We start from the raw sequence: 19,671 nt of genomic DNA, 5'->3' as shown, positions 1-19,671 counted from the left end.
TATCCTATGGACGAAAAGACGACATCAGTTCCTATAAACTTGCTCATTGTCGAGGATCAACAGATTATAGTCGATGGTTTGGTCATGATATTGAGTGGGCATCCGCAATTTGGCAATATTCAATCCTGCACCAACCCCAAGGAGCTGCTGGCATCTATTGAGCAGAACCGTCCTGATGTGATATTGATGGATTTCAATATGCCTGATATGGACGGGATTCAATGTATAGAAGCTGTTTTAGAAGAGAATCCTGAACAGAAAATATTAATGCTTACCGGCTACGATGATACGGAGCTTATCCGAGAGGCCCTACGAAAAGGAGCTTTAGGCTATGTATTAAAAAACATTGCGAAGGAGGAACTCATAAAGGCTATTGTAGCAGTCAACGAACGCAAAAGACATCTTGACCAGCAGGTTCAGAATAAAGTCGTTGAAGCCTTTTTAATGAATGAGGAATCAGGAAGCCTTGATCAAAATTCGAAAAAGGATAGTTTCAACCTATCGCATCGGGAGTTGGAAATCCTCAAGCTCATAGCTGAGGGTAATTCCAGCAACAAGATCGCAGATCAGTTATTTATCAGTTCGAATACCGTGGATACCCATCGCAAGAATATCATGGCCAAATGCGGAGTCAAGAAAATAACGGAGTTGATCACATTTGCCAATAAAAATCAGCTACTTTAATCCTGAATTGGCAAAGTAATGGAGAAAAAAGAACCAGCATCCAGTTTGCTATCGACTTCAAATTTCCCTCCGATCAATTGGGATCTGGTAAGAATACTTTTTAATCCTAGACCTGTAGTTTTTTCCGGATTATAAATAAAGCCTTTACCATTGTCTTCCAAACTTATGATTAGCTCTGCTTCATTTTGGATCAATTGAATATTTATCTCCGTAGGCATGGCGTGCTTGATCATGTTATTCAGCAATTCTTGGATAATCCTATAAATATGAACCTCCTTGTTTGGAGCTAATTTTTTAGAATCGTATTGCTGAAACAGATTAATTTTTATGGCTGGATAACTGGATTTAACATGATTGACCAATTCTTGGATAGCCGCTTTCAACCCCAATTTGCTCAATGAAATTGGCATCAGGTTATGGGAAATCGTTCTAATATCTGAATTTACACGATCAACATCCTGCATTAATTTTCGAATATTATCACTCATAAGTTTATTTTCCAATTGATCTTCGAGATGTGTTAATTTCATGCGGATAGCTGACAGCTGAACCCCGGAGCTATCATGCAATTCCTGGGCAATTCTTTTCCTTTCCTGCTCGACGGTCGCCATAAGAAGCTTCGTGTCTTCCTCTTGTTTTTTTCCGAGCTCAAGTAACATTGCATTGTGCTGTTCATACATTTTTTTCAGCCGCAGCATCATCAATGTAAATACAATCAATACCTCCCAGACCATGGACCAGAGCATCATATTCTGCACATGAATGGTCCACAGAAAGAAGGGAACCTTGGAGACTATATCGAGTTCCAAATTAAAATAATATTGTCCCAACTGACGGATACTGGTAGTAAGAATGGTATAAGCATGTGGGGCAAATGCGATCATAAACCAAATGGTTTCGGTCTTATTCCGCTGTCTCGTCAATAAAATTATTAATATGTACAGAATAATAGCACAGGTCATTGAAAACATGATTGTATTCAATTTTTGGATCAGCGAAAAAAGACCATGTGGAATCCATTGATAACCCATTGCAATTATGGTCAAGGCTAGAGAACAAAGAACAAAAATCCATAATACCTGATCAAGTTTCCGCACAAATCGTCTGGTTACAAAATATTCCCTGAAGAAGCTCACTCCAAAAATCAGATATAGATTAGTAAAGATATAGCTGGAAATATTTTGAATCGACGGATAATTACCCCAAAGGTTTTTGTAGGATAAGCCCAGGTCTGAGTAGATATAACAGGCACCAAAAAGAATATAAAAGAAGAAAGTCCATTGTTTCTTTTCCTTGGTTAGGATTAAGGTTATTCCAAGAACAAAAAGGAAAGCAGTTGTAATAAAAAAGAAATAAGAAATGGTGGTGGTTTCTTTCAAATAATATCCTTCTCGTTCATGTTTATCCCAGAGCAGGAGGTTAAAGTTGATTGCCGAATAATTGGAATGGACCTTAATATAATAATTAGCAATTTCTAAGGGGTCCAATTCCAATTGGAATATTAAATTTTGATGATTGACCGATCGGTTATGATAAGGATAACTGGAACCTAAAATTTTGACCAATACCATGCGATCAGCATACTTTTTATATAAGGTCAGGGAATTGAGGTTGGGATTGGTAAATTCCAAATACAGGGTTCTTTTGATAGAATCTTGATTTGCTAGTATTGTCCGAATCCATAGGTTGCCATCCTTTTTACCGAAATTATAAATTGGTTCCTGAAAGGGTTGGAATTGATTTTCTGGGGGTACAGAATCATTTGCAGACTCATCATAAAAGAAAGCGGTTGATTGGGCGATATTCAAATGATTGGCTGTATCGGGCAATAGAATGGTCTGGGCTTCCAGTTTTACAGAAAACAGGAAGAACAGCATATTCACTGCCAGTGTCCATATCAGTCCATGCATCTTCATCAATCTAATTTACAGTTAAATCTGTTAGAATAAGGAGGTAAATCACTAGAAAATAAGGTTTCTAATGGGAATATCACCTTTTCAGGTTATGGAAATACACCAAAAAAGGGATTTGGATAAAATCCTCTTTTTGGATGTTTTCTGCTATTCTAAAATGTCGTCACTTTGAATTAACCAATCAGAAAGGAATTACAAAATGAAGACATTAAAGATAAAATCACTATTCATTATCCTTGGGCTTATAGGATTGAATTATTTACAAAGCTCATGTAGTCGTTATTATTATCAACCGAATGCGGTCAATGCTCCGATGATGAAGGAGAAGGGCGATTTAAAAATTGGCATTTCGGGAACGACGAGTTCAGGAGATTTAAATGGGACAAATACCAGTTCTTCAATTTTAAATCTACAAACAGCCTACTCCCCTATTCAATATCTAGGGTTAATGGTAAACTATTCGAATTACAATTATAGTTTTGGGGAGGAGGATCCTTCGAAGGGGGATGTTGATGCCAATGCGGGTTTATTTGAAGGTGGAGTTGGGGGATATTACCCTATTATCAATAGGGAGAGTGGTTTTGGATTGATTGCTGACACCTATGTAGGTTATGGTGGCGGAAAGTTGAGCAGTGATGTCAACATGAATTTTAACAGGTTATTTATTCAACCGGGTATCAATGTTACATTTCCCTATTTTGATATTGGATTGGCAACGAGGATTTCAGGCATTAAATACAGTAATTTTGATGCCAACGGCATGAGTCCGGAATATATATCGCAACAAGGATTGACAGAAATTACGCAGAAAAGGCATTATTTCTTTGAACCGGCCTTAACCTTACGTGCTGGATACAAATTTATCAAAGCAGAATTGCAGGTGGTTGGAAGTACTCCTATGAATGAATTAGATTGGGAAAGCAATGGTACAGTCGTAACCTTTGGGATTCATTTTTCTTTAATGGATGCGATTAAATTTGGAAAAAGCAAAGGGTTTTAAATTTGAATTTCACCAATAAAGACACTTAAAAATAGTGCAGCAAAAAAAGTGTTTATCGACCAAAAGAATCAGAATATCGATTCTTTTGGTTATTTGTTTTATTGCCAATGGGAAAAGATTTTCTAAAGATTAATAATCCTAGATGAATGTTTATTTTAAAGGTTCAATAAGTTTTATTTTCACCCCACTAAAACAATCATCCATACAGCCTTTAGGCCAAAATCCAGCTAAGGAAATCATTCCGTTATTATTATTCTCAAAAAAAACATCTACTTTATCATTTTTTATTAACCATTTATTTTTTGCTCTTTCATAAATTTCATCCAAAGTAATAGTGGAGAAAGCACTGTGGTATTTACTTTGACCTGTAAACTTGCCATTTTCTTCTGTAAAGGATAGGATGTCTAAAAATGAAATACCTTCTTCTTTCAGCGCCTCAAAATAGCTTTCAGGGCCGTCTGCAATAATTTTATCGAGGTCATTCTCTGTCCAACCATTTGCTGGTTTTTCAAAACGATTAAAAACGAGGTATTGATATTCACGTTTCACTACTGTCCCATTTTTTACTGTAATGGTAGTCTCCCAAGAAAAGCCAGCATATGAATCACCACTCACTACATAGCGATAACTATTATTATTCTGGGCTTTAAAAGATTTGAAGGCTTTCAGGCTCGATTCGTATTCCGAATTAAATTCGATATCATCTTTTTCACAAGAGCTAGACAGAAATGTAATTAGAAAGAGGAATAATAAGTTCTTTAGTTTCATAAGGTTATAATTAATGTTGATAATTAGCTTTTAATAATGACGATAGCATTTTTAAAAATGCTACAGAAGGGGGAGTATTATTTATGGATTCAAGATATAAATACTTACTTCTGGCCTAATAGGTTATCTAACCAACTTTTTCGTTTTTTTACAACCCCTATCTTTTTCTTTTTCGGATTCCAGAGGGAATTAGTTTGAGTAGTAGCATATTTTTCAGCTATTTCTGCGTAATTCTGTGCTTGCTCAAAATCCCTTTTATATTCTGCATAATCCCAGATGTATGTTTATTTTAAAGGTTCAATAAGTTTTATTCTCACCCCTCTAAAACAACCATCATTACAGACTTTAAGCCAAGATCCAGCTAAGGAAATCATTCCGTTATTATTATTCTCAAAAGATACATTTACATTATCATTTTTTATTAACCATTCATTTTTTGCTCTTTCATAAATTTCATCCAAAGTAATGGCGGAGAAAGCACGGGGGTATTTACTTTGACCTGTAAACTTGCCATTTTCTTCTGTAAAGGATAGGATGTCCAAAAAGGAAATACCTTCTTCTTTCAAAGTCTCAAAATAGTCTTTAGGACCTCTTGCAATAATTTTATCTAGGTCATTCTCTGTCCAACCATTTGCTGGTTTTTCAAAACTATTAAAAACGAGGTATTCAAATTCGCGTTTCACTACTGTCCCATTTTTTACTGTAATGGTAGTCTCCCAAGAAAAGCCATCATATGTATAACCACTTTCTACATAGCGATAACTATTATTATTCTGGGCTTTAAAGGTATTGAAGGCTTTCAGGCTCGATTCGTATTCCGAATTAAATTCGATATCATCTTTTTCACAAGAGCTAGACAGAAATGTAATTAGAAAGAGGAATAATAAGTTCTTTAGTTTCATAAGGTTATAATTAATGTTGATAATTAGCTTTTAATAATGACGATAGCATTTCTAAAAATGCTACAACACAGGCATTTTAATATTAATTGGGCCAAATCAACCTAAATATATTAGATAGCCTTAGTACCTCTTACTTCTTTTAATTTCATGGTCATGCGTTTCGCAGTATCCAAGATCCATTCATCGTATTCTTTGATAGCTTTCAATCTATCTTCTTCCGAAATATACCCTTCCTCTACTACTTGTTTTAAGTTGGCAACCTTAGACCAAATTCCAATTCTTGAAATAAAATTATCATCTCCTTTTTGGTATGTTTCATCGGAATTAATGGTTTCGATATCACTAAATCCAGCATCTTTGAAATAGTCGGCTAGATCTTCAGAAATATGATTGTTCATTCCCGCATCTGCTCGCCAATTCAAAAAAGCTTTGTAAAACAATTGCATGCTTATAGGAGGTCGAGGTTCCCATTCCAATTGTTCATGATTATAATCTAAGATGGACAATTGACCAGCAGGTTTCAATAATTCCTTCATTTTTAATATAGCCTCTCTTGGATTACTCAACCATTGCAAGGTTCTTGCAGACACAATCAAGTCGAATTTTTCATCAGAATGAAAATTAAATAGATCACAATGCTGCAGTTCTAAATTTTTAGTATCTGAATAGGTATCCTGACCACTTAAGATAAATTTTTCAGTATTATCAATTCCAACCACAGAACCCTTTGGTCCAACATAATTAGCTATACCATTGGATATTGCACCAGTACCACATCCAATGTCCAAAACATGCATTCCCTCTTTTAGAATTGGTATTAATGTGGCATAGTCCTTTTCAAGACTTCTATCATCAAATATTTTATTAGAAATTTTAGCATCACGATTTATTACTTTGTTTGCCATAGATTTGAAATTAGGTTAGGATGTAATTTATGGTTTATTTAAGGAATCAAGAAAATAATATTTACTTCCGTCCTACTAGCTTATCTAACCAACTTTTTCGTTTTTTTACAACCCCTATCTTTTTCTTTTTCGGATTCCAGAGGGAATTAGTTTGAGTAGTAGCATATTTTTCAGCTATTTCTGCGTAATTCTGTGCTTGCTCAAAATCCCTTTTATACTCTGCAATTACCGCCATTACTGAATACATAATATAATTTTCAACTGGAAAATATAAGCCGTTATTATTAATTTTTTGGGTAAATATATTTTCAACTTTTTCATATAATTCTGTTTTATTCGTTCGAATAACAGTTTCAGAAAAATTCAAATAGGCAGATGTAATAGAATGTGGAAATTCTTTTTCAGCGTCAAGTGCTTTTTGGAAATAAGCTAAGGCAGTTTCATATTTTTCTCTTAAAATATTAATCTGACCTAAAGAATTGTAAACTGAACTTTTTTCCATTTGGTTTTCGGGATATTCTGTCAAGATCCTATTTAGCAACATTTCGGCAATGTATATTAGATTATTATCCTCAGTTGCCATAAGTTCTCCAGCTTGAACTCTTAAATATTGGGGCCGGTTATATTTTCTTGCACGTCCAAGTTTAACGAAGAATTCATCTTCGTCAGTTTTAGTCCAAGTTTTTCTTCTATACCAATCATTCATATCTATGCTTTTCTAATGGTTACATTTCGGCTCTGAATAAATCGAGAAAGGCTGGTGCAGATAAGTTAAAAAAGTCAACCAGAAAATGAGATAAAATAACCCATCTTAAGCTATTCGTTTTTTTATAGGTTATGGCCCAAACTATTCCCATAATAAGGGTTGAAATTACGACAGCACTTCCTCTAAATATTTCTGAGTTTATACCGAATACAAAATGATTGCCTGCAAAAACGATACTAGAAAATAGAATCGATAATATACTATTCCAATTCTTAGTTGCATCAGTCAGAAATCCTCTCCAATAGAACTCCTCAAGCCAAGGATTTATGAGGGCTAGAAGTAGCCATGGGATGAATATGGTCCAATCTTGTAATAAATGATAATGTTTAATAAAAATCGGAATTGGAATTAACCCAACGAATAAAGTCACTATTATCCATAACCAATTTGTATTTCCTTTTTTTAACCAATTTTTTATGGATGATCTATCTCCAAATTTGAGAATGAAGAATAAAAAGAGAAACCATTCGATAATAATTAATGGAATGAAAGACCATTTACCAATTAGTTTCCCAAAAATTAATGCAGAGAAAATATTTACTATAATAATAACAAAAGGAGAAAAAAGAACAATAGATTGTTTTGATATGGTACTCATAAAATTTACTTAGGGCTTTGCATTCGTGATATAGTGAAACAATAATTCTCACGAAAATAAAAAATTTCTTTTGCCCTTCGGCTTTGATATATTGCAAGTTTTAGATTTCACAATAACTTAACAGACTATACTTGTCTTCTATATTTTATCAGGGTTAGGATGTGGTAGAGGGTGAGGGTCTTATGGATCGAACTCCGGTTCGAATCTGCCACACCCGGACACAAAAAAAGCCCGACGAAAGTCGAGCTTTTTTGTTTATGGTTATCGTTTTCTGTTGTGATTTCAAATCCATTCTTGTTAAGTTTTATTGACATCTTATATTTCTACTGAAAATGGTATTAGTCTAATTATTTTTAGTTTTCATAATCAATAAAATAAAGGTTGGATTTTTTATTATTTTTTATTCTCCAAATACTTACGAGCAGTTACATTTTCTGAATTTAATTCCAAAGATTTTCTATAATTAATAATTGCCTCTTTTTGTTTTCCAATAGATTCAAGAGTCTCAGCATAACTATCATATACATTCCAACTATTAGGGAATAAAAAGGTATTTAATTTGAAAACCTCCAGAGCTTCATTTATTTTATTTTGCTCTACTAATTGATATCCCCAGGTGTTAACTTCATCCTCCATTAAAATAAAATTTTTATTAGATTGGCTTAACTTATGGTAAACTTTAAAAATATTTTGAAAATTACTTTTAATAACTTTTTCTCGGAATAATTTCAAATTCATACTGAATCCAAAACCGTTTTCTACTTTCATATCAGGAAAATAATAGCCGGCAATCTCATCTATGAACCATTCTGGATTTGATCCTTGAAGATTGGTTAAAATTATTATTGATAAATCATCTATTGGGTACACAAATAATGCAGATCGCATGCCTCCAACAGGCGAAACTGCAGGATGTTCATCTCTTTCAACGGTTGGCCAACCTAATGCATAACCATTTGTCAATTTATTGAATCCTCCAAATTTTCCATTATTTAATTTTGTGGCAGTAAACATTTGATTTATACTTTCTTTATTTTTCAATAATTTTCCACTTTGTAGGGCTATTAACCATTTACTCAAATCTTCTGCAGTTGAAATGATTCCAGTTGCAGTCCGGAAGAATAAAGGAAATGAAGCATAAGCATTGTGCAATTTTCCATCATTTATCCATTTTCCGTCAATATTAATTAGCGTTGAATAAGAATTTGAATTGTGAGGAATAATGTCGAATGAATCTCCAAATACAGTTGAAGACATCTCGCAAGTTTTAAATTGATTTTCTTCTATAAATTGAGTAAAATTTTGACCACTTAAGGAATCAATAATTCTTCCTAAAATATAATATCCTGTTTGATTATAACTAAATTTTTCACCAGGTTTAAATTCCAAAGGAAGTTGTTTAACCATTTTCCAATTTAAACTTTCTGAACCATCACCAAGGACTTGTTCTTTCTCATCAATATTGTTAGGAAGCCCAGAAACATTACTCAAAATTTGCTTGATTGTAATTGATTCCCAAGTTTCTGGTATGTCTGTTATATATAGGGAAATAGAATCATCAATATTTAACTTCCCCTGTTCTTGTAATTGCATTATAGCCACCCCAACAAAAGCTTTCGTCATTGAATTAATAGAAAAAGTAGTTTTTGTATTAGTAGGAATCTGGTGTTCAATATTTGCAACACCATAATTAGCCACTTTATCTAATTTCCCATCTTTAATAATTGCTAATTGAAGACCAGGTATTTGAAGTTGACCCATCTTCCTTTTGATAAAAACATCAATGCTATCAACTGTATTTTGTGCAAATGCCTGTTGGGAAAACAATATTACTATTTGCAAAATAATCAAGTTTAATTTCTTCATTTTATTATTCAATATGACATTAACACTTCTTGTTATATTAAAAAACTTAAAAAATCTTTAAAAAACTATCGTTTAACGAAGCTAATTTACAAAATCCATCCTTTATATAAACCCTTTAATTGATGAGATAGCATGGATAACTATCTGTTAACCACGAGTTTTTTTTCAAATGTTAATCGAGTTGAAGCTCCTACGGATGGAACCCCCCTTTCGAATCTGCCACACCCGGACACAAAAAAAGCCCGACGAAAGTCGAGCTTTTTTGTGCGGTTGTGTCTAAATTCTAAATACATTCTACTAAATACTAGAGTGGGTGGCAGGATTGGCTGCGCCCCGCCAGGCCCAAACTCTTACCCGCAGCGAGAAAAGTTGGCTTCAGCCCCGCGAGCCCCAAACACTACCCTGAAGCTCCTACGGATCGAACCCCGGTTCGAATCTGCCACACCCGAACACAAAAAAAGCCCGACGAAAGTCGAGCTTTTTTGTGCGGTTGTGTCTAAATTCTAAATACTTTCTACTAAATACTAGAGTGGGTGGCAGGATTGCTTCAGCCCCGCGAACCCAAACTCTTACCCTGAAGCTCCTACGGATCGAACCCCGGTTCGAATCTGCCACACCCGGACACAAAAAAAGCCCGACGAAAGTCGAGCTTTTTTGTACGGTTGTGTCTAAATTCTAAATACTTTCTACTAAATACTAGAGTGGGTGGCAGGATTGCTTCAGCCCCGCGAGCCCCAAACTCTTACCCTGAAGCTCCTACGGATCGAACCCCGGTTCGAATCTGCCACACCCGGACACAAAAAAAGCCCGACGAAAGTCGAGCTTTTTTGTGTCGGGGTGGCAGGATTCGAACCTACGACCTCCACATCCCAAATGTGGCGCGATACCGGGCTACGCTACACCCCGAAAAGGTATCACCTTTGTTTTGTGTGGCACAAATATAAGGGGATATTTTTTAAATCCAATAGTTAAATTTCATTTTATATGTAAACATCTGATAATTTGAATAATATTTTTATTTCAGCCCTAAAAAGAGGTGTCAAATTTCATTAAATAGGAGTAGTGAAATGTGTTCCAATGGCTATTTGTATGAGCAATTAAAGAATATACTTATATAAGTAGAATAGAAATTTTGAGAATGCGAACTTATTCCTTCTGGTTTTTTAAGAAAGAGGAAAGAGTCTAAAAATTTAGGGTAAAAAGATAACAAACTCATTTTATGTAGTTTAATTTGGGCTAAGGAAGAAATAACAAAAATATTCAGAGATATTGTGAAATAGGTATGGGAATCTTTTATATTTTATTTACTTTTGCAGGCATTCTATGGAAAGTAGAATATTTTTAAAAAAGAATTTTCAAATATCAAAATAAAGCTGTAATATTGCATTCCGATTTTTACAGGTTAAATATCGTTATTAATTACTCAGAATCATGGATTTAGTAAAATTTGTAGAAGAACAAGCGGTAGTAAAAAATGAAAATCCCGCTTTCAAAGCCGGAGATACCATCAGCGTTCATTATAAAATTCGCGAAGGAAATAAAGAGCGTGTACAGGTGTACCAAGGTGTGGTAATTCAATTAAACAGCGAAGGAGCTAATGCTACTTTTACCGTTCGTAAAATTTCTAACGGTATTGGCGTAGAGCGTATTTTCCCTGTAAATTCTCCAAACATTGAGAAAATCGAAGTTAACAGCATTGGTAAAGTACGTCGCGCGAAATTATTTTATTTACGTGGTCTTACCGGAAAAGCTGCTCGTATCAAATCAAAAAGATAATCGAGAGACTTTAAGAATTATATTTAAGGGCTTTGCAATGCGCGAAGCCCTTATTTATTGATTCTTTCTTCCAATTAATTTTGAATTACGACGGGTTTAGTTCCCATTATCTCGTCTATTTTTTCCTTGACTTCCGCCGTTATCAAAGGCAAAACCTCTAATGCTTTCAGGTTTTCTGTGAGCTGACTTTCTTTGGTCGCTCCAAGGATTGCTGTTGTTACATTCGGATTGCTAATACACCAGGCGATACATAATGTTGGCAAGGATACGCCTAACTCATTAGCGAAATCTCCCAATGCCTTTACCCGGTTCAATTTATCATTGACAACCGCCTTATCCCTTAACCATTCATAGCCTTCCAATGACATTCTCGATCCTTCAGGGATACCATCATTATATTTACCTGTCAATAATCCCGATGCCAAAGGACTCCAAATGGTGGTTCCCATTCCGATGTTTTTAAAGATAGGAGCATAATCCACTTCGATTTTCCTTCTATTGAATAAATTATATTCAGGTTGCTCGACAGAAGGTCCTTCCAATCCCATTTCTTTAGCATGCATATGTGCTTCCATGATTTCAGAAGCGGACCATTCTGAGGTTCCCCAATAAAAGATCTTACCTTGTTGGATCAAGGTATTCATCGTGCGCACCACTTCTTCAATTGGAACATTAGGATCAGGACGATGGCAGTAGTATAAATCCAAATACTCAACTTGCAATCTTTCCAATGCTTCATGACAAGCTTCCATCAAATGCTTTCTACTCAAGCCATGCTGGTTAGGTTTTTTATCCAGCCCTTTCCATCCAAAGAAGGCTTTACTTGATAATACATAGGAGGATCTATCCCAATTCAATTTTCTTAATACCCTGCCCATCATTTCTTCAGACAGCCCTGCAGAATACACTTCGGCATTATCAAAAAAGTTTACTCCGGCCTCATAAGCTTGAGCCATTAGCCTTTCATTGGTATTATCATCTGTTTGTCGAGCAAAGGTAACCCAGGAGCCAAATGACAATGCACTTAGCTGGAGGCCAGTTTTACCCATTCTTCTATATTCCATAAAATTCAATTTTATGATAAAGTTAGCAGAAATCTACTGCTGGAGATATCTGATTTAAGTAAAAAAATGGATAAAAAATGGTTCAAGTGATTGACAATGGTTTTGTTAGGCGGGCAAAAGCGTTGGATAGTTTTTTTTTGGCCCATATTTAATAAAATTTCGTACCTTTGTATCCCGTACATAGAGCAGATGAACGATGCTTTTTATCTAGGCATCTAAGTTAGAAATCCATTATTGTTATGACTAAATATATCTTTGTTACGGGCGGCGTAACTTCGTCGTTAGGGAAAGGAATTATTGCAGCTTCCCTTGCCAAGCTTCTCCAAGCACGTGGTTTAAAAGTAACCATCCAGAAATTTGACCCGTACATCAATATTGATCCAGGAACGTTGAACCCTTATGAACATGGCGAATGTTATGTTACAGAAGATGGTGCAGAAACCGATCTTGACTTAGGTCACTATGAGCGTTTCTTAAATGTTCCGACCTCACAGGCGAATAATGTGACTACCGGTCGTATTTATAGCCATGTGATCGAGCAAGAGCGCGCGGGTGCCTATTTAGGTAAGACTGTTCAGGTAGTTCCACATATTACTGATGAGATCAAACGTCGCATGTTATTATTGGGACAGTCTGGAGAATATGATATCGTCATCACTGAATTAGGAGGTACCGTTGGTGATATTGAATCCTTACCATTTATTGAGGCAGTACGCCAATTACGTTGGGAGTTGGGCAATAACGACTCTTTAGTAATCCACTTGACCTTAGTTCCTTACCTTGCAGCAGCTGGTGAGTTAAAAACTAAGCCTACACAACATTCAGTAAAGACTTTATTGGAATATGGTGTTCAACCAGACATTTTAGTTTGTAGAACAGAACATAAATTAAACAATGATATCCGCAAGAAACTTGCATTGTTTTGCAATGTGAATATCAATGCAGTAGTTGAATCTATTGATGCACCTACGATTTATGATGTACCATTGAATATGTTGAAAGAGCAATTGGACAAGACTGTCTTGGCGAAATTGAAACTTTCTACGAAGAATGAGCCGGATTTAGAGAACTGGAAATCATTCTTAGGCCGATTAAAAAATCCAACTGACGAGGTTAATATTGGTTTGGTAGGTAAATACGTTGAATTACCAGATGCCTACAAATCCATAGCGGAGGCATTTATCCATGCAGGGGCGACCAATGAGACCCGTGTAAAGGTAAAATATATCGCTGCTGAGAGTGTTAACCAGGAGAATGTATCGGAGAAATTAAAAGGCCTAGATGGTGTTTTAGTAGCTCCTGGATTTGGAGAACGCGGATTGGAAGGCAAGCTAGAAACTATTCGTTTCGTTCGTGAGAACAAAATTCCATTCTTTGGGATTTGTTTAGGAATGCAATGTTCAGTTATTGAATTTGGTAGAAATGTCCTAGGATTAAAAGGAGCAAACAGCTTTGAAATGGACGAGCATACCCCACATCCAGTTATCAATTTGATGGAGGAGCAAAAGAACATCAAAAATATGGGTGGCACAATGCGCTTAGGAGCTTACGATTGTGAGATCAAAAAAGGAACGAAAGCGTATGGGGTTTATGGAAAGTCAAAAATTTCGGAGAGACACCGTCATCGTTACGAATTTAACAATGCGTATCTAAAAGATTACGAAAATGCCGGAATGATAGCCTCAGGTATCAATCCAAGCACAGGATTGGTGGAAATTGTAGAATTGAAGGACCATCCATTCTTTGTTGCTGGACAATTTCATCCAGAATTAAAGTCAACAGTGGTAAATCCTCACCCACTTTTTGTTAGCTTTGTAGCCGCTGCATTAACGCATAAGAAATCACAGTAGAGTTTCGACCTCTACATATTTATAGTAATTAATAAACAATGGATAGAAATAACATTCTAGGTTTCATCTTTATCTTCGCCATCTTGGCAGGTTCTTTTTATTTTTTGAAGCCCTCTGATGCTGAGATTAAGAAAGAGCAACAACATCAAGATTCAATCAAAAGAGCAAAAGACGGATTAGCTCCGATTAGCGATTCATTAAAAGCCGCTACTACCGTGACTCCTGCAGTTGCTGACTCTGTTTTATTAAGTCAACCATTTGGGGCAGCCTCCGTAGGTTCAGAACAAATCGTGACTTTAGAGAACGAGCTTATCAAAGTTAATTTGACCAACAAAGGAGGTCGAGTAAAATCAGTTGAGTTAAAAGGAGAGACTAATTTCGATGGTTCAAAACTTATTTTATTTGAAGGTAATGACAATCGTTTTGGTCTTGAATTCAATATCCCAGGGAAAGCTGTAAAAACGAACGATTTATTTTTCCAAGCACAAGGAGCTAGCGTTTCTGTTGCTGGACAAGATTCCAAATCGGTAACTATGCGTCTTTCATATGCTGCAGATAAATACATTGATTACATCTATACCTTAAAAGGGAATGATTACAACGTTCAATTCGACATTAAAACTGTAGGCATTGGAAGTTTAGTAGATGTTAATTCTAATAAAGTACTATTAAATTGGGAAACTACATTATTGCAGAAAGAGCGTAATGTAAAGTCCGAGCGTGAGAAATCAGCAATCTTCTATAGAGAAGATGATGGTTCGGTAGACCACTTATCGGAATCAAGTGATGATGAGGAAAAGGTTGAAAAGAAACTTTCTTGGATTGCTTTCAAACAACATTTCTTCTCGAGTATCTTGACTAGTAAGGAAGGGTTTGTGAATGCAGATCTTAAATCTACACTAATTACGCAAGACAGCGTTGTAAAGCATTATCGTGCTACAACGGAATTAGCTTTAAACAAACAAAACGATAGCCAACATGGCTTCAGCTTCTTCTTTGGTCCTAACAAATATAAAACGCTTAAAGCAGAAGGAAATGGATTCGAGAAGATCATCAATATGGGCTGGGGACCAATGGGATGGATCAATAAATTTATCACAGTTCCAATTTTTGACTTCCTAGACGGATTCAACATGAACTATGGTATTGTGATCTTGATTCTGACCTTGTTCTTAAAACTTCTAATGTTCCCATTAACTTACAAATCATACCAATCCATGGGTAAGATGCGTGTGTTAAAGCCACAATTAGATGAAATTAAAGCCAAAGTAGGTGATGACAATCCAATGTTGTTGCAACAAGAGCAAATGAAGCTTTATAAACAAGCTGGTGTTAACCCATTGGGTGGATGTTTACCATTGTTGCTTCAAATGCCATTCACTTTAGCGTTCTTCTTCTTCTTCCCGAATTTATTTGAATTACGTGGTGAGAGCTTCCTTTGGATTAAAGATTTATCAACATACGATGCGCCGATAACCTTCGCTCCTCTTCCTTTATTAGGAGTTGATCACATTTCATTTATGTGTATCCTGATGACATTGACTACCTTGTTAACGACTTGGTATAACAACTCGACATCTGGTGCAGTAAACAATCAAATGAAATACATCGGATACATCATGCCATTAGTATTCTTCTTTGTATTGAATAGCTTCCCAGCAGGTTTGAACTACTACTACTTCTTATCAGCAGTACTTACGTTCTTAACTCAGGTTATTATCCGTCAATTTGTTAATGACGATAAAATCCTTGCAGGAATCGAAGCAAACAAAAAGAAACCTAAAGCTGAAAAGAAACAGTCTTCCTTCCAAAAGAAAATGGAAGAAATGATGAGAGCTCAACAAGCCGCTCAACAGAATAAGGATAAGAAATAAAACAAAAAACTCCTCGGCCAAATGACCGAGGAGTTTTTGTTTTATTTCAGATTTGAGATGTTAGATCTGAGATTTGAGATAGTAGAAAGAATGAGATTATCTCAAATCTCATTATTCAGTACTAATCAATTTTCTATCTCAATACTCACATCTCAAATCTCAATACTAATCCGATTACTATCTCAATACTCAAATCTCAAATCTCATATCTACCTTATACAAACGCGCTGAAGCCTGTGATGCTTCTGCCGACGATAAGGGAATTGATTTCTTTGGTTCCTTCGTAGGAATAGATAGCTTCGGCATCGGCAAGGAAGCGAGCTACATTATATTCCAGGAGGATACCGTTCCCACCCATTACCTCACGGGCTTTGGAGACAATGTCCCGCATTCTTAATGTACAGAATACCTTTGCCAGGGAAGCGTGTTCATCTTTTAATTTCTCGTCATCCTGTAATTCTGATAAGCGGAATACCAATGTTTGCATGGCAGTAAGGTTTGAGAGCATTTCGACCAAATGATTTTGAATCAACTGGAATGAAGCGATTGGTTTACCGAATTGCTCTCTTTTGATAGTATAGTCCAAAGCATTTTCATAAGCTCCTCTAGCACATCCAACAGCCATCCAGGCTACCCCTGCCCTTGTCATCTGCAATACCTTAGCTGTATCCTTGAAGGAATTGGCATTTGGCAGGCGATCAGATTCTGGCACTACGCAGTCTGTTAAAGTAATTAATCCATTTTGAACAATCCGAAGGGCCATTTTATCTTTTATCTTCTCTACTGCAAATCCCGGGTTTTCCTTACGGACGATGAATCCTTTCACTTGCTGGTCATCAAGATCCCTTGCCCAGATAATGGTAATATCAGAGAATGTGGAGTTTCCAATCCATTTTTTCTGACCATTCAGCACCCAATTATCGCCATCGCGTTTACAAGTAGTGGTTAATCCACCTGCTGTTGCCGAACCAACCAGAGGTTCTGTCAGTCCAAATGCTCCAATTTTATTCAGTTGTTGCATTGCTGGCAACCACTCATTTTTCTGCTCATCGGATCCACACATATAGATGGAGCCCATTGCCAATCCACTTTGTACACCTAGGAAGGTTGCGATTGAAGGGTCGACACGGCCAAATTCAGCAGCGATAATTCCATCCATTAGGGATGTACCACCTGCACAGCCATAGCCATCATATACATAACCACAGACATTCAGTTCTCTTAACTTGGGGATAATTTCAAATGGAAACTCATCATGTAGCCAATATTTATTGACAATAGGTTTAATTTCAGTTTCCAGGAAAGATCTAACTTTCATTTGTAAGGCTCTATCTTCTTCGGAAAGTTTTGCGGAGATATCGTAAAAATCAGCATTAATTGGCGGAGGATCTTTTTTCTTTTTACTTCCCGTCAACATTTTCATGGCCATTTTAAGTTGATTTTCGTCCATTTTAGAAACAGCACCTAAAACTTCCGCCAAATCCACCTTCTTTGAAATCTTGTCTAATTGCTCCAAATCGACTGATTTCATGAGCTTTAGGATATTCTGTAGTCTTTCTAGCATAACATTCTTTTAAAAAATTAACAGAAATATAACAATTTTTGTTTTTTGTTGTTGCAAATCAGCAAAACAGTAGTATATTTGCGCTGCCTTAAGGAAAATATTTAAAATCAAACGACTGAAAATCAAAAGGTTCAATAAAAATTTTAAAAAAACTTTATTTCTTGGGTTACCTTTTTAGGTATTGGGTATTAAGAATTAAATAAACAAATTTGTTTCAACTAAATAGAAAATTAAAAATGAAAAATTTATTCAAATTCGGATTCTTAGGTTTAGCATTAACTATCGCTGTTGCTTCTTGTAACAACGCAGAAACTAAAACTGAAGCTACTGCTGACTCTTTGTCAAACGTTGTAGATTCAACAACTGAAAACGTTGCTGATTCATTAGAAAACGTTGCTGATTCAGTACGTGCTACTGGTGATTCAATCGCTGATTCTTTGAAAAACGTTCAATAATCCGAACAAAATTTTTAAAAATACATCAAGAGCTCGTTTTAGAAACGAGCTTTTGTTGTTTTTGGGGTAAAGTAGTATTGAGATATGAGATATGAGTATTGAGATATTAACTTTCTTAGTATTGAGATGTGAGATATGAGTATTGAGATATTAACCTTCAAAAACATCTCAAATCTTTTTTCTAAGTAGTACTACACTCACTGTCACAAATCTCATATCTCACATCTCACATCTATTTCACAAATCTCATATCTCAAATCTCACTTCTATTTCATATCTATTTCTTATTTTTGCATCCGTACAAAAGAAAATAAAATGACTTTATCAGCATTAACTGCGATTACACCCATCGATGGCAGATATTATAACAGCACCAAAGATCTTTCGAATTACTTTTCTGAATTCGCTTTAATCAAATACCGAGTATTAGTAGAGGTTGAATATTTTATTGCCTTATCAGAATCTGGTATTTCTCAATTAAGCCATTTTGATGGTAGTTTAAATGATAAGTTGCGTGATATCTACCGTAATTTTAGTCAGGAAGATGCTCAATGGATAAAGGATACAGAAAAGGTTACCAACCATGATGTTAAAGCTGTTGAGTACTTTTTAAAGAATGAATTCGAAAAATTAGGTTTACATGATTCCCTGGAGTTTATCCATTTTGGTTTAACATCGCAGGACATCAATAACACGGCGATTCCTCACTCTTGGAAAGATGCCTTAAAGGAAGTTTATCAGCCAGCGATTCAGGAATTAATCGATGAATTAAAAAAACTGAGTGCTGAATGGGAGAATGTTTCGATGTTGGCAAGAACCCATGGACAACCAGCCTCTCCTACTCGTTTGGGAAAAGAGATCAAGGTATTTATTGAGCGTATTGAAAAACAAATCCATTTGTTGAATCAAGTTCCATTTTCTGCAAAATTTGGTGGTGCAACAGGTAATTTTAATGCTCATCATGTGGCATATCCAAATAATGACTGGGTAGCATTCGGAAACAAATTTGTAAATGAAGTATTAGGTCTTGACCGTTCCCAAACAACCACGCAAATTGAGCATTACGACAATTTTGCGGCTAGCTGTGATGCAATGAAACGGATCAATAATATCATAGTTGATTTATGTCGTGATATCTGGACTTATATATCCATGGATTACTTCAAACAAAAGATCACTGCGGGTCAAATTGGATCATCGGCAATGCCCCATAAGGTCAACCCTATTGATTTCGAAAATGCAGAGGGTAACTTAGGCTTAGCTAATGCTGTTTTTGAGCACCTAGCGGCAAAGCTTCCAATCTCAAGATTACAAAGGGATTTAACGGATTCTACGGTTTTAAGAAATATAGGAGTTCCATTTTCATATACGTTAATTGCTATTAAATCGACATTGAGAGGTTTAAGAAAATTAATTTTGAATGAAACAGCATTCCAAGAGGATCTGGAAAACAACTGGGCAGTTGTGGCAGAAGCGATTCAAACGATTTTAAGAAGAGAAGGATATCCAAAACCATACGAAGCATTAAAGGACCTTACTCGTACAAACAGTCATGTGACCAAAGATACCATTGCGGTATTTGTGGATCAACTGAATGTTACAGACGAGGTCAAAGAAGAGCTGAAAGCAATTTCCCCAAGCAACTATACAGGGGTTAAGTTATAAGCTTTTACGCAGTAATGACGG

General features: G+C 35.7%; 16 protein-coding genes and 1 tRNA gene. 7 read left to right on the top strand and 10 right to left on the bottom strand.

Annotated features, from left to right (window positions below):
- The first annotated feature begins 6 nt into the window (after nucleotides 1-6).
- Nucleotides 7-684: a response regulator transcription factor gene (locus PZ892_RS03910; protein WP_182499284.1), complete on the top strand. Its 678-nt coding sequence runs from the start codon at nucleotides 7-9 to the stop codon at nucleotides 682-684.
- Here the strand turns inward: PZ892_RS03910 and PZ892_RS03905 are convergent.
- Complete coding sequence (locus PZ892_RS03905) at nucleotides 681-2,600, bottom strand: 7TM-DISM domain-containing protein (protein WP_182499283.1); 1,920 nt, start codon at nucleotides 2,598-2,600, stop codon at nucleotides 681-683. The two genes, PZ892_RS03910 and PZ892_RS03905, sit on opposite strands and share 4 nt — an antisense overlap.
- 196 nt (nucleotides 2,601-2,796) lie before the next feature.
- On the opposite strand from PZ892_RS03905, the gene PZ892_RS03900 reads away from it, so the two are divergent.
- A complete protein-coding gene (locus PZ892_RS03900; protein ID WP_094255192.1) occupies nucleotides 2,797-3,597 on the top strand; it encodes a hypothetical protein in 801 nt (266 codons plus the stop codon).
- A 150-nt stretch (nucleotides 3,598-3,747) separates the two neighbouring features.
- On the opposite strand, the gene PZ892_RS03895 is transcribed toward PZ892_RS03900, so the two are convergent.
- The 7 genes from PZ892_RS03895 to PZ892_RS03865 all read right to left on the bottom strand — a co-directional run bounded on the left by PZ892_RS03895 (nucleotide 3,748) and on the right by PZ892_RS03865 (nucleotide 10,308).
- Nucleotides 3,748-4,365 carry a hypothetical protein gene (locus tag PZ892_RS03895; protein ID WP_182499282.1) on the bottom strand — a complete coding sequence of 206 codons (618 nt, stop codon included), beginning with the start codon at nucleotides 4,363-4,365 and terminating at the stop codon, nucleotides 3,748-3,750.
- A 284-nt stretch (nucleotides 4,366-4,649) separates the two neighbouring features.
- A complete protein-coding gene (locus tag PZ892_RS03890) occupies nucleotides 4,650-5,267 on the bottom strand; it encodes a hypothetical protein (protein ID WP_182499281.1) in 618 nt (205 codons plus the stop codon).
- Between the two features lie 110 nt (nucleotides 5,268-5,377).
- On the bottom strand, nucleotides 5,378-6,172 hold the full coding sequence (locus PZ892_RS03885) for a methyltransferase domain-containing protein (RefSeq protein WP_182499280.1): 795 nt from the start codon (nucleotides 6,170-6,172) through the stop codon (nucleotides 5,378-5,380).
- Nucleotides 6,173-6,233: 61 nt separating this feature from the next.
- Nucleotides 6,234-6,878 carry a hypothetical protein gene (locus PZ892_RS03880; RefSeq protein WP_182499279.1) on the bottom strand — a complete coding sequence of 215 codons (645 nt, stop codon included), beginning with the start codon at nucleotides 6,876-6,878 and terminating at the stop codon, nucleotides 6,234-6,236.
- Nucleotides 6,879-6,897: 19 nt separating this feature from the next.
- Entirely contained in the window at nucleotides 6,898-7,536 is a 639-nt protein-coding gene (locus PZ892_RS03875) for a CPBP family intramembrane glutamic endopeptidase (RefSeq protein WP_094280790.1), read from the bottom strand.
- Between the two features lie 393 nt (nucleotides 7,537-7,929).
- On the bottom strand, nucleotides 7,930-9,402 hold the full coding sequence (locus tag PZ892_RS03870; protein WP_182499278.1) for a serine hydrolase domain-containing protein: 1,473 nt from the start codon (nucleotides 9,400-9,402) through the stop codon (nucleotides 7,930-7,932).
- An 832-nt stretch (nucleotides 9,403-10,234) separates the two neighbouring features.
- Nucleotides 10,235-10,308 (bottom strand) — tRNA-Pro (locus PZ892_RS03865).
- Between the two features lie 525 nt (nucleotides 10,309-10,833).
- On the opposite strand from PZ892_RS03865, the gene rplS reads away from it, so the two are divergent.
- The gene (gene rplS / locus PZ892_RS03860; RefSeq protein ID WP_093098782.1) at nucleotides 10,834-11,178 is read left to right on the top strand and encodes a 50S ribosomal protein L19; all 345 of its coding nucleotides are present in this window, start codon (nucleotides 10,834-10,836) and stop codon (nucleotides 11,176-11,178) included.
- 74 nt (nucleotides 11,179-11,252) lie between these two features.
- On the opposite strand, the gene PZ892_RS03855 is transcribed toward rplS, so the two are convergent.
- Entirely contained in the window at nucleotides 11,253-12,242 is a 990-nt protein-coding gene (locus tag PZ892_RS03855) for an aldo/keto reductase (RefSeq protein ID WP_182499277.1), read from the bottom strand.
- Between the two features lie 239 nt (nucleotides 12,243-12,481).
- On the opposite strand from PZ892_RS03855, the gene PZ892_RS03850 reads away from it, so the two are divergent.
- A complete protein-coding gene (locus PZ892_RS03850) occupies nucleotides 12,482-14,092 on the top strand; it encodes a CTP synthase (protein WP_094255198.1) in 1,611 nt (536 codons plus the stop codon).
- Nucleotides 14,093-14,130: 38 nt separating this feature from the next.
- Nucleotides 14,131-15,966: a membrane protein insertase YidC gene (gene yidC / locus PZ892_RS03845; RefSeq protein ID WP_182499276.1), complete on the top strand. Its 1,836-nt coding sequence runs from the start codon at nucleotides 14,131-14,133 to the stop codon at nucleotides 15,964-15,966.
- Between the two features lie 214 nt (nucleotides 15,967-16,180).
- Here yidC and PZ892_RS03840 read toward each other — a convergent pair whose 3' ends face one another.
- Nucleotides 16,181-17,530: an acyl-CoA dehydrogenase family protein gene (locus PZ892_RS03840; RefSeq protein WP_182499275.1), complete on the bottom strand. Its 1,350-nt coding sequence runs from the start codon at nucleotides 17,528-17,530 to the stop codon at nucleotides 16,181-16,183.
- A gap of 236 nt (nucleotides 17,531-17,766) precedes the next feature.
- On the opposite strand from PZ892_RS03840, the gene PZ892_RS03835 reads away from it, so the two are divergent.
- Together PZ892_RS03835 and purB are read left to right on the top strand one after the other, a co-directional pair.
- Complete coding sequence (locus PZ892_RS03835; protein WP_093098774.1) at nucleotides 17,767-17,985, top strand: hypothetical protein; 219 nt, start codon at nucleotides 17,767-17,769, stop codon at nucleotides 17,983-17,985.
- Nucleotides 17,986-18,300: 315 nt separating this feature from the next.
- Nucleotides 18,301-19,650 carry an adenylosuccinate lyase gene (gene purB / locus PZ892_RS03830; protein WP_182499274.1) on the top strand — a complete coding sequence of 450 codons (1,350 nt, stop codon included), beginning with the start codon at nucleotides 18,301-18,303 and terminating at the stop codon, nucleotides 19,648-19,650.
- Nucleotides 19,651-19,671 lie beyond the last annotated feature (21 nt).

Origin of the sequence: Sphingobacterium sp. WM (assembly GCF_029542465.1) — a bacterium.
GTDB classification, from domain to species: domain Bacteria; phylum Bacteroidota; class Bacteroidia; order Sphingobacteriales; family Sphingobacteriaceae; genus Sphingobacterium; species Sphingobacterium cellulitidis.
The sequence above is the reverse complement of the archived record's forward strand: the minus strand, read 5'-3'. Positions and strand labels throughout refer to the sequence as shown.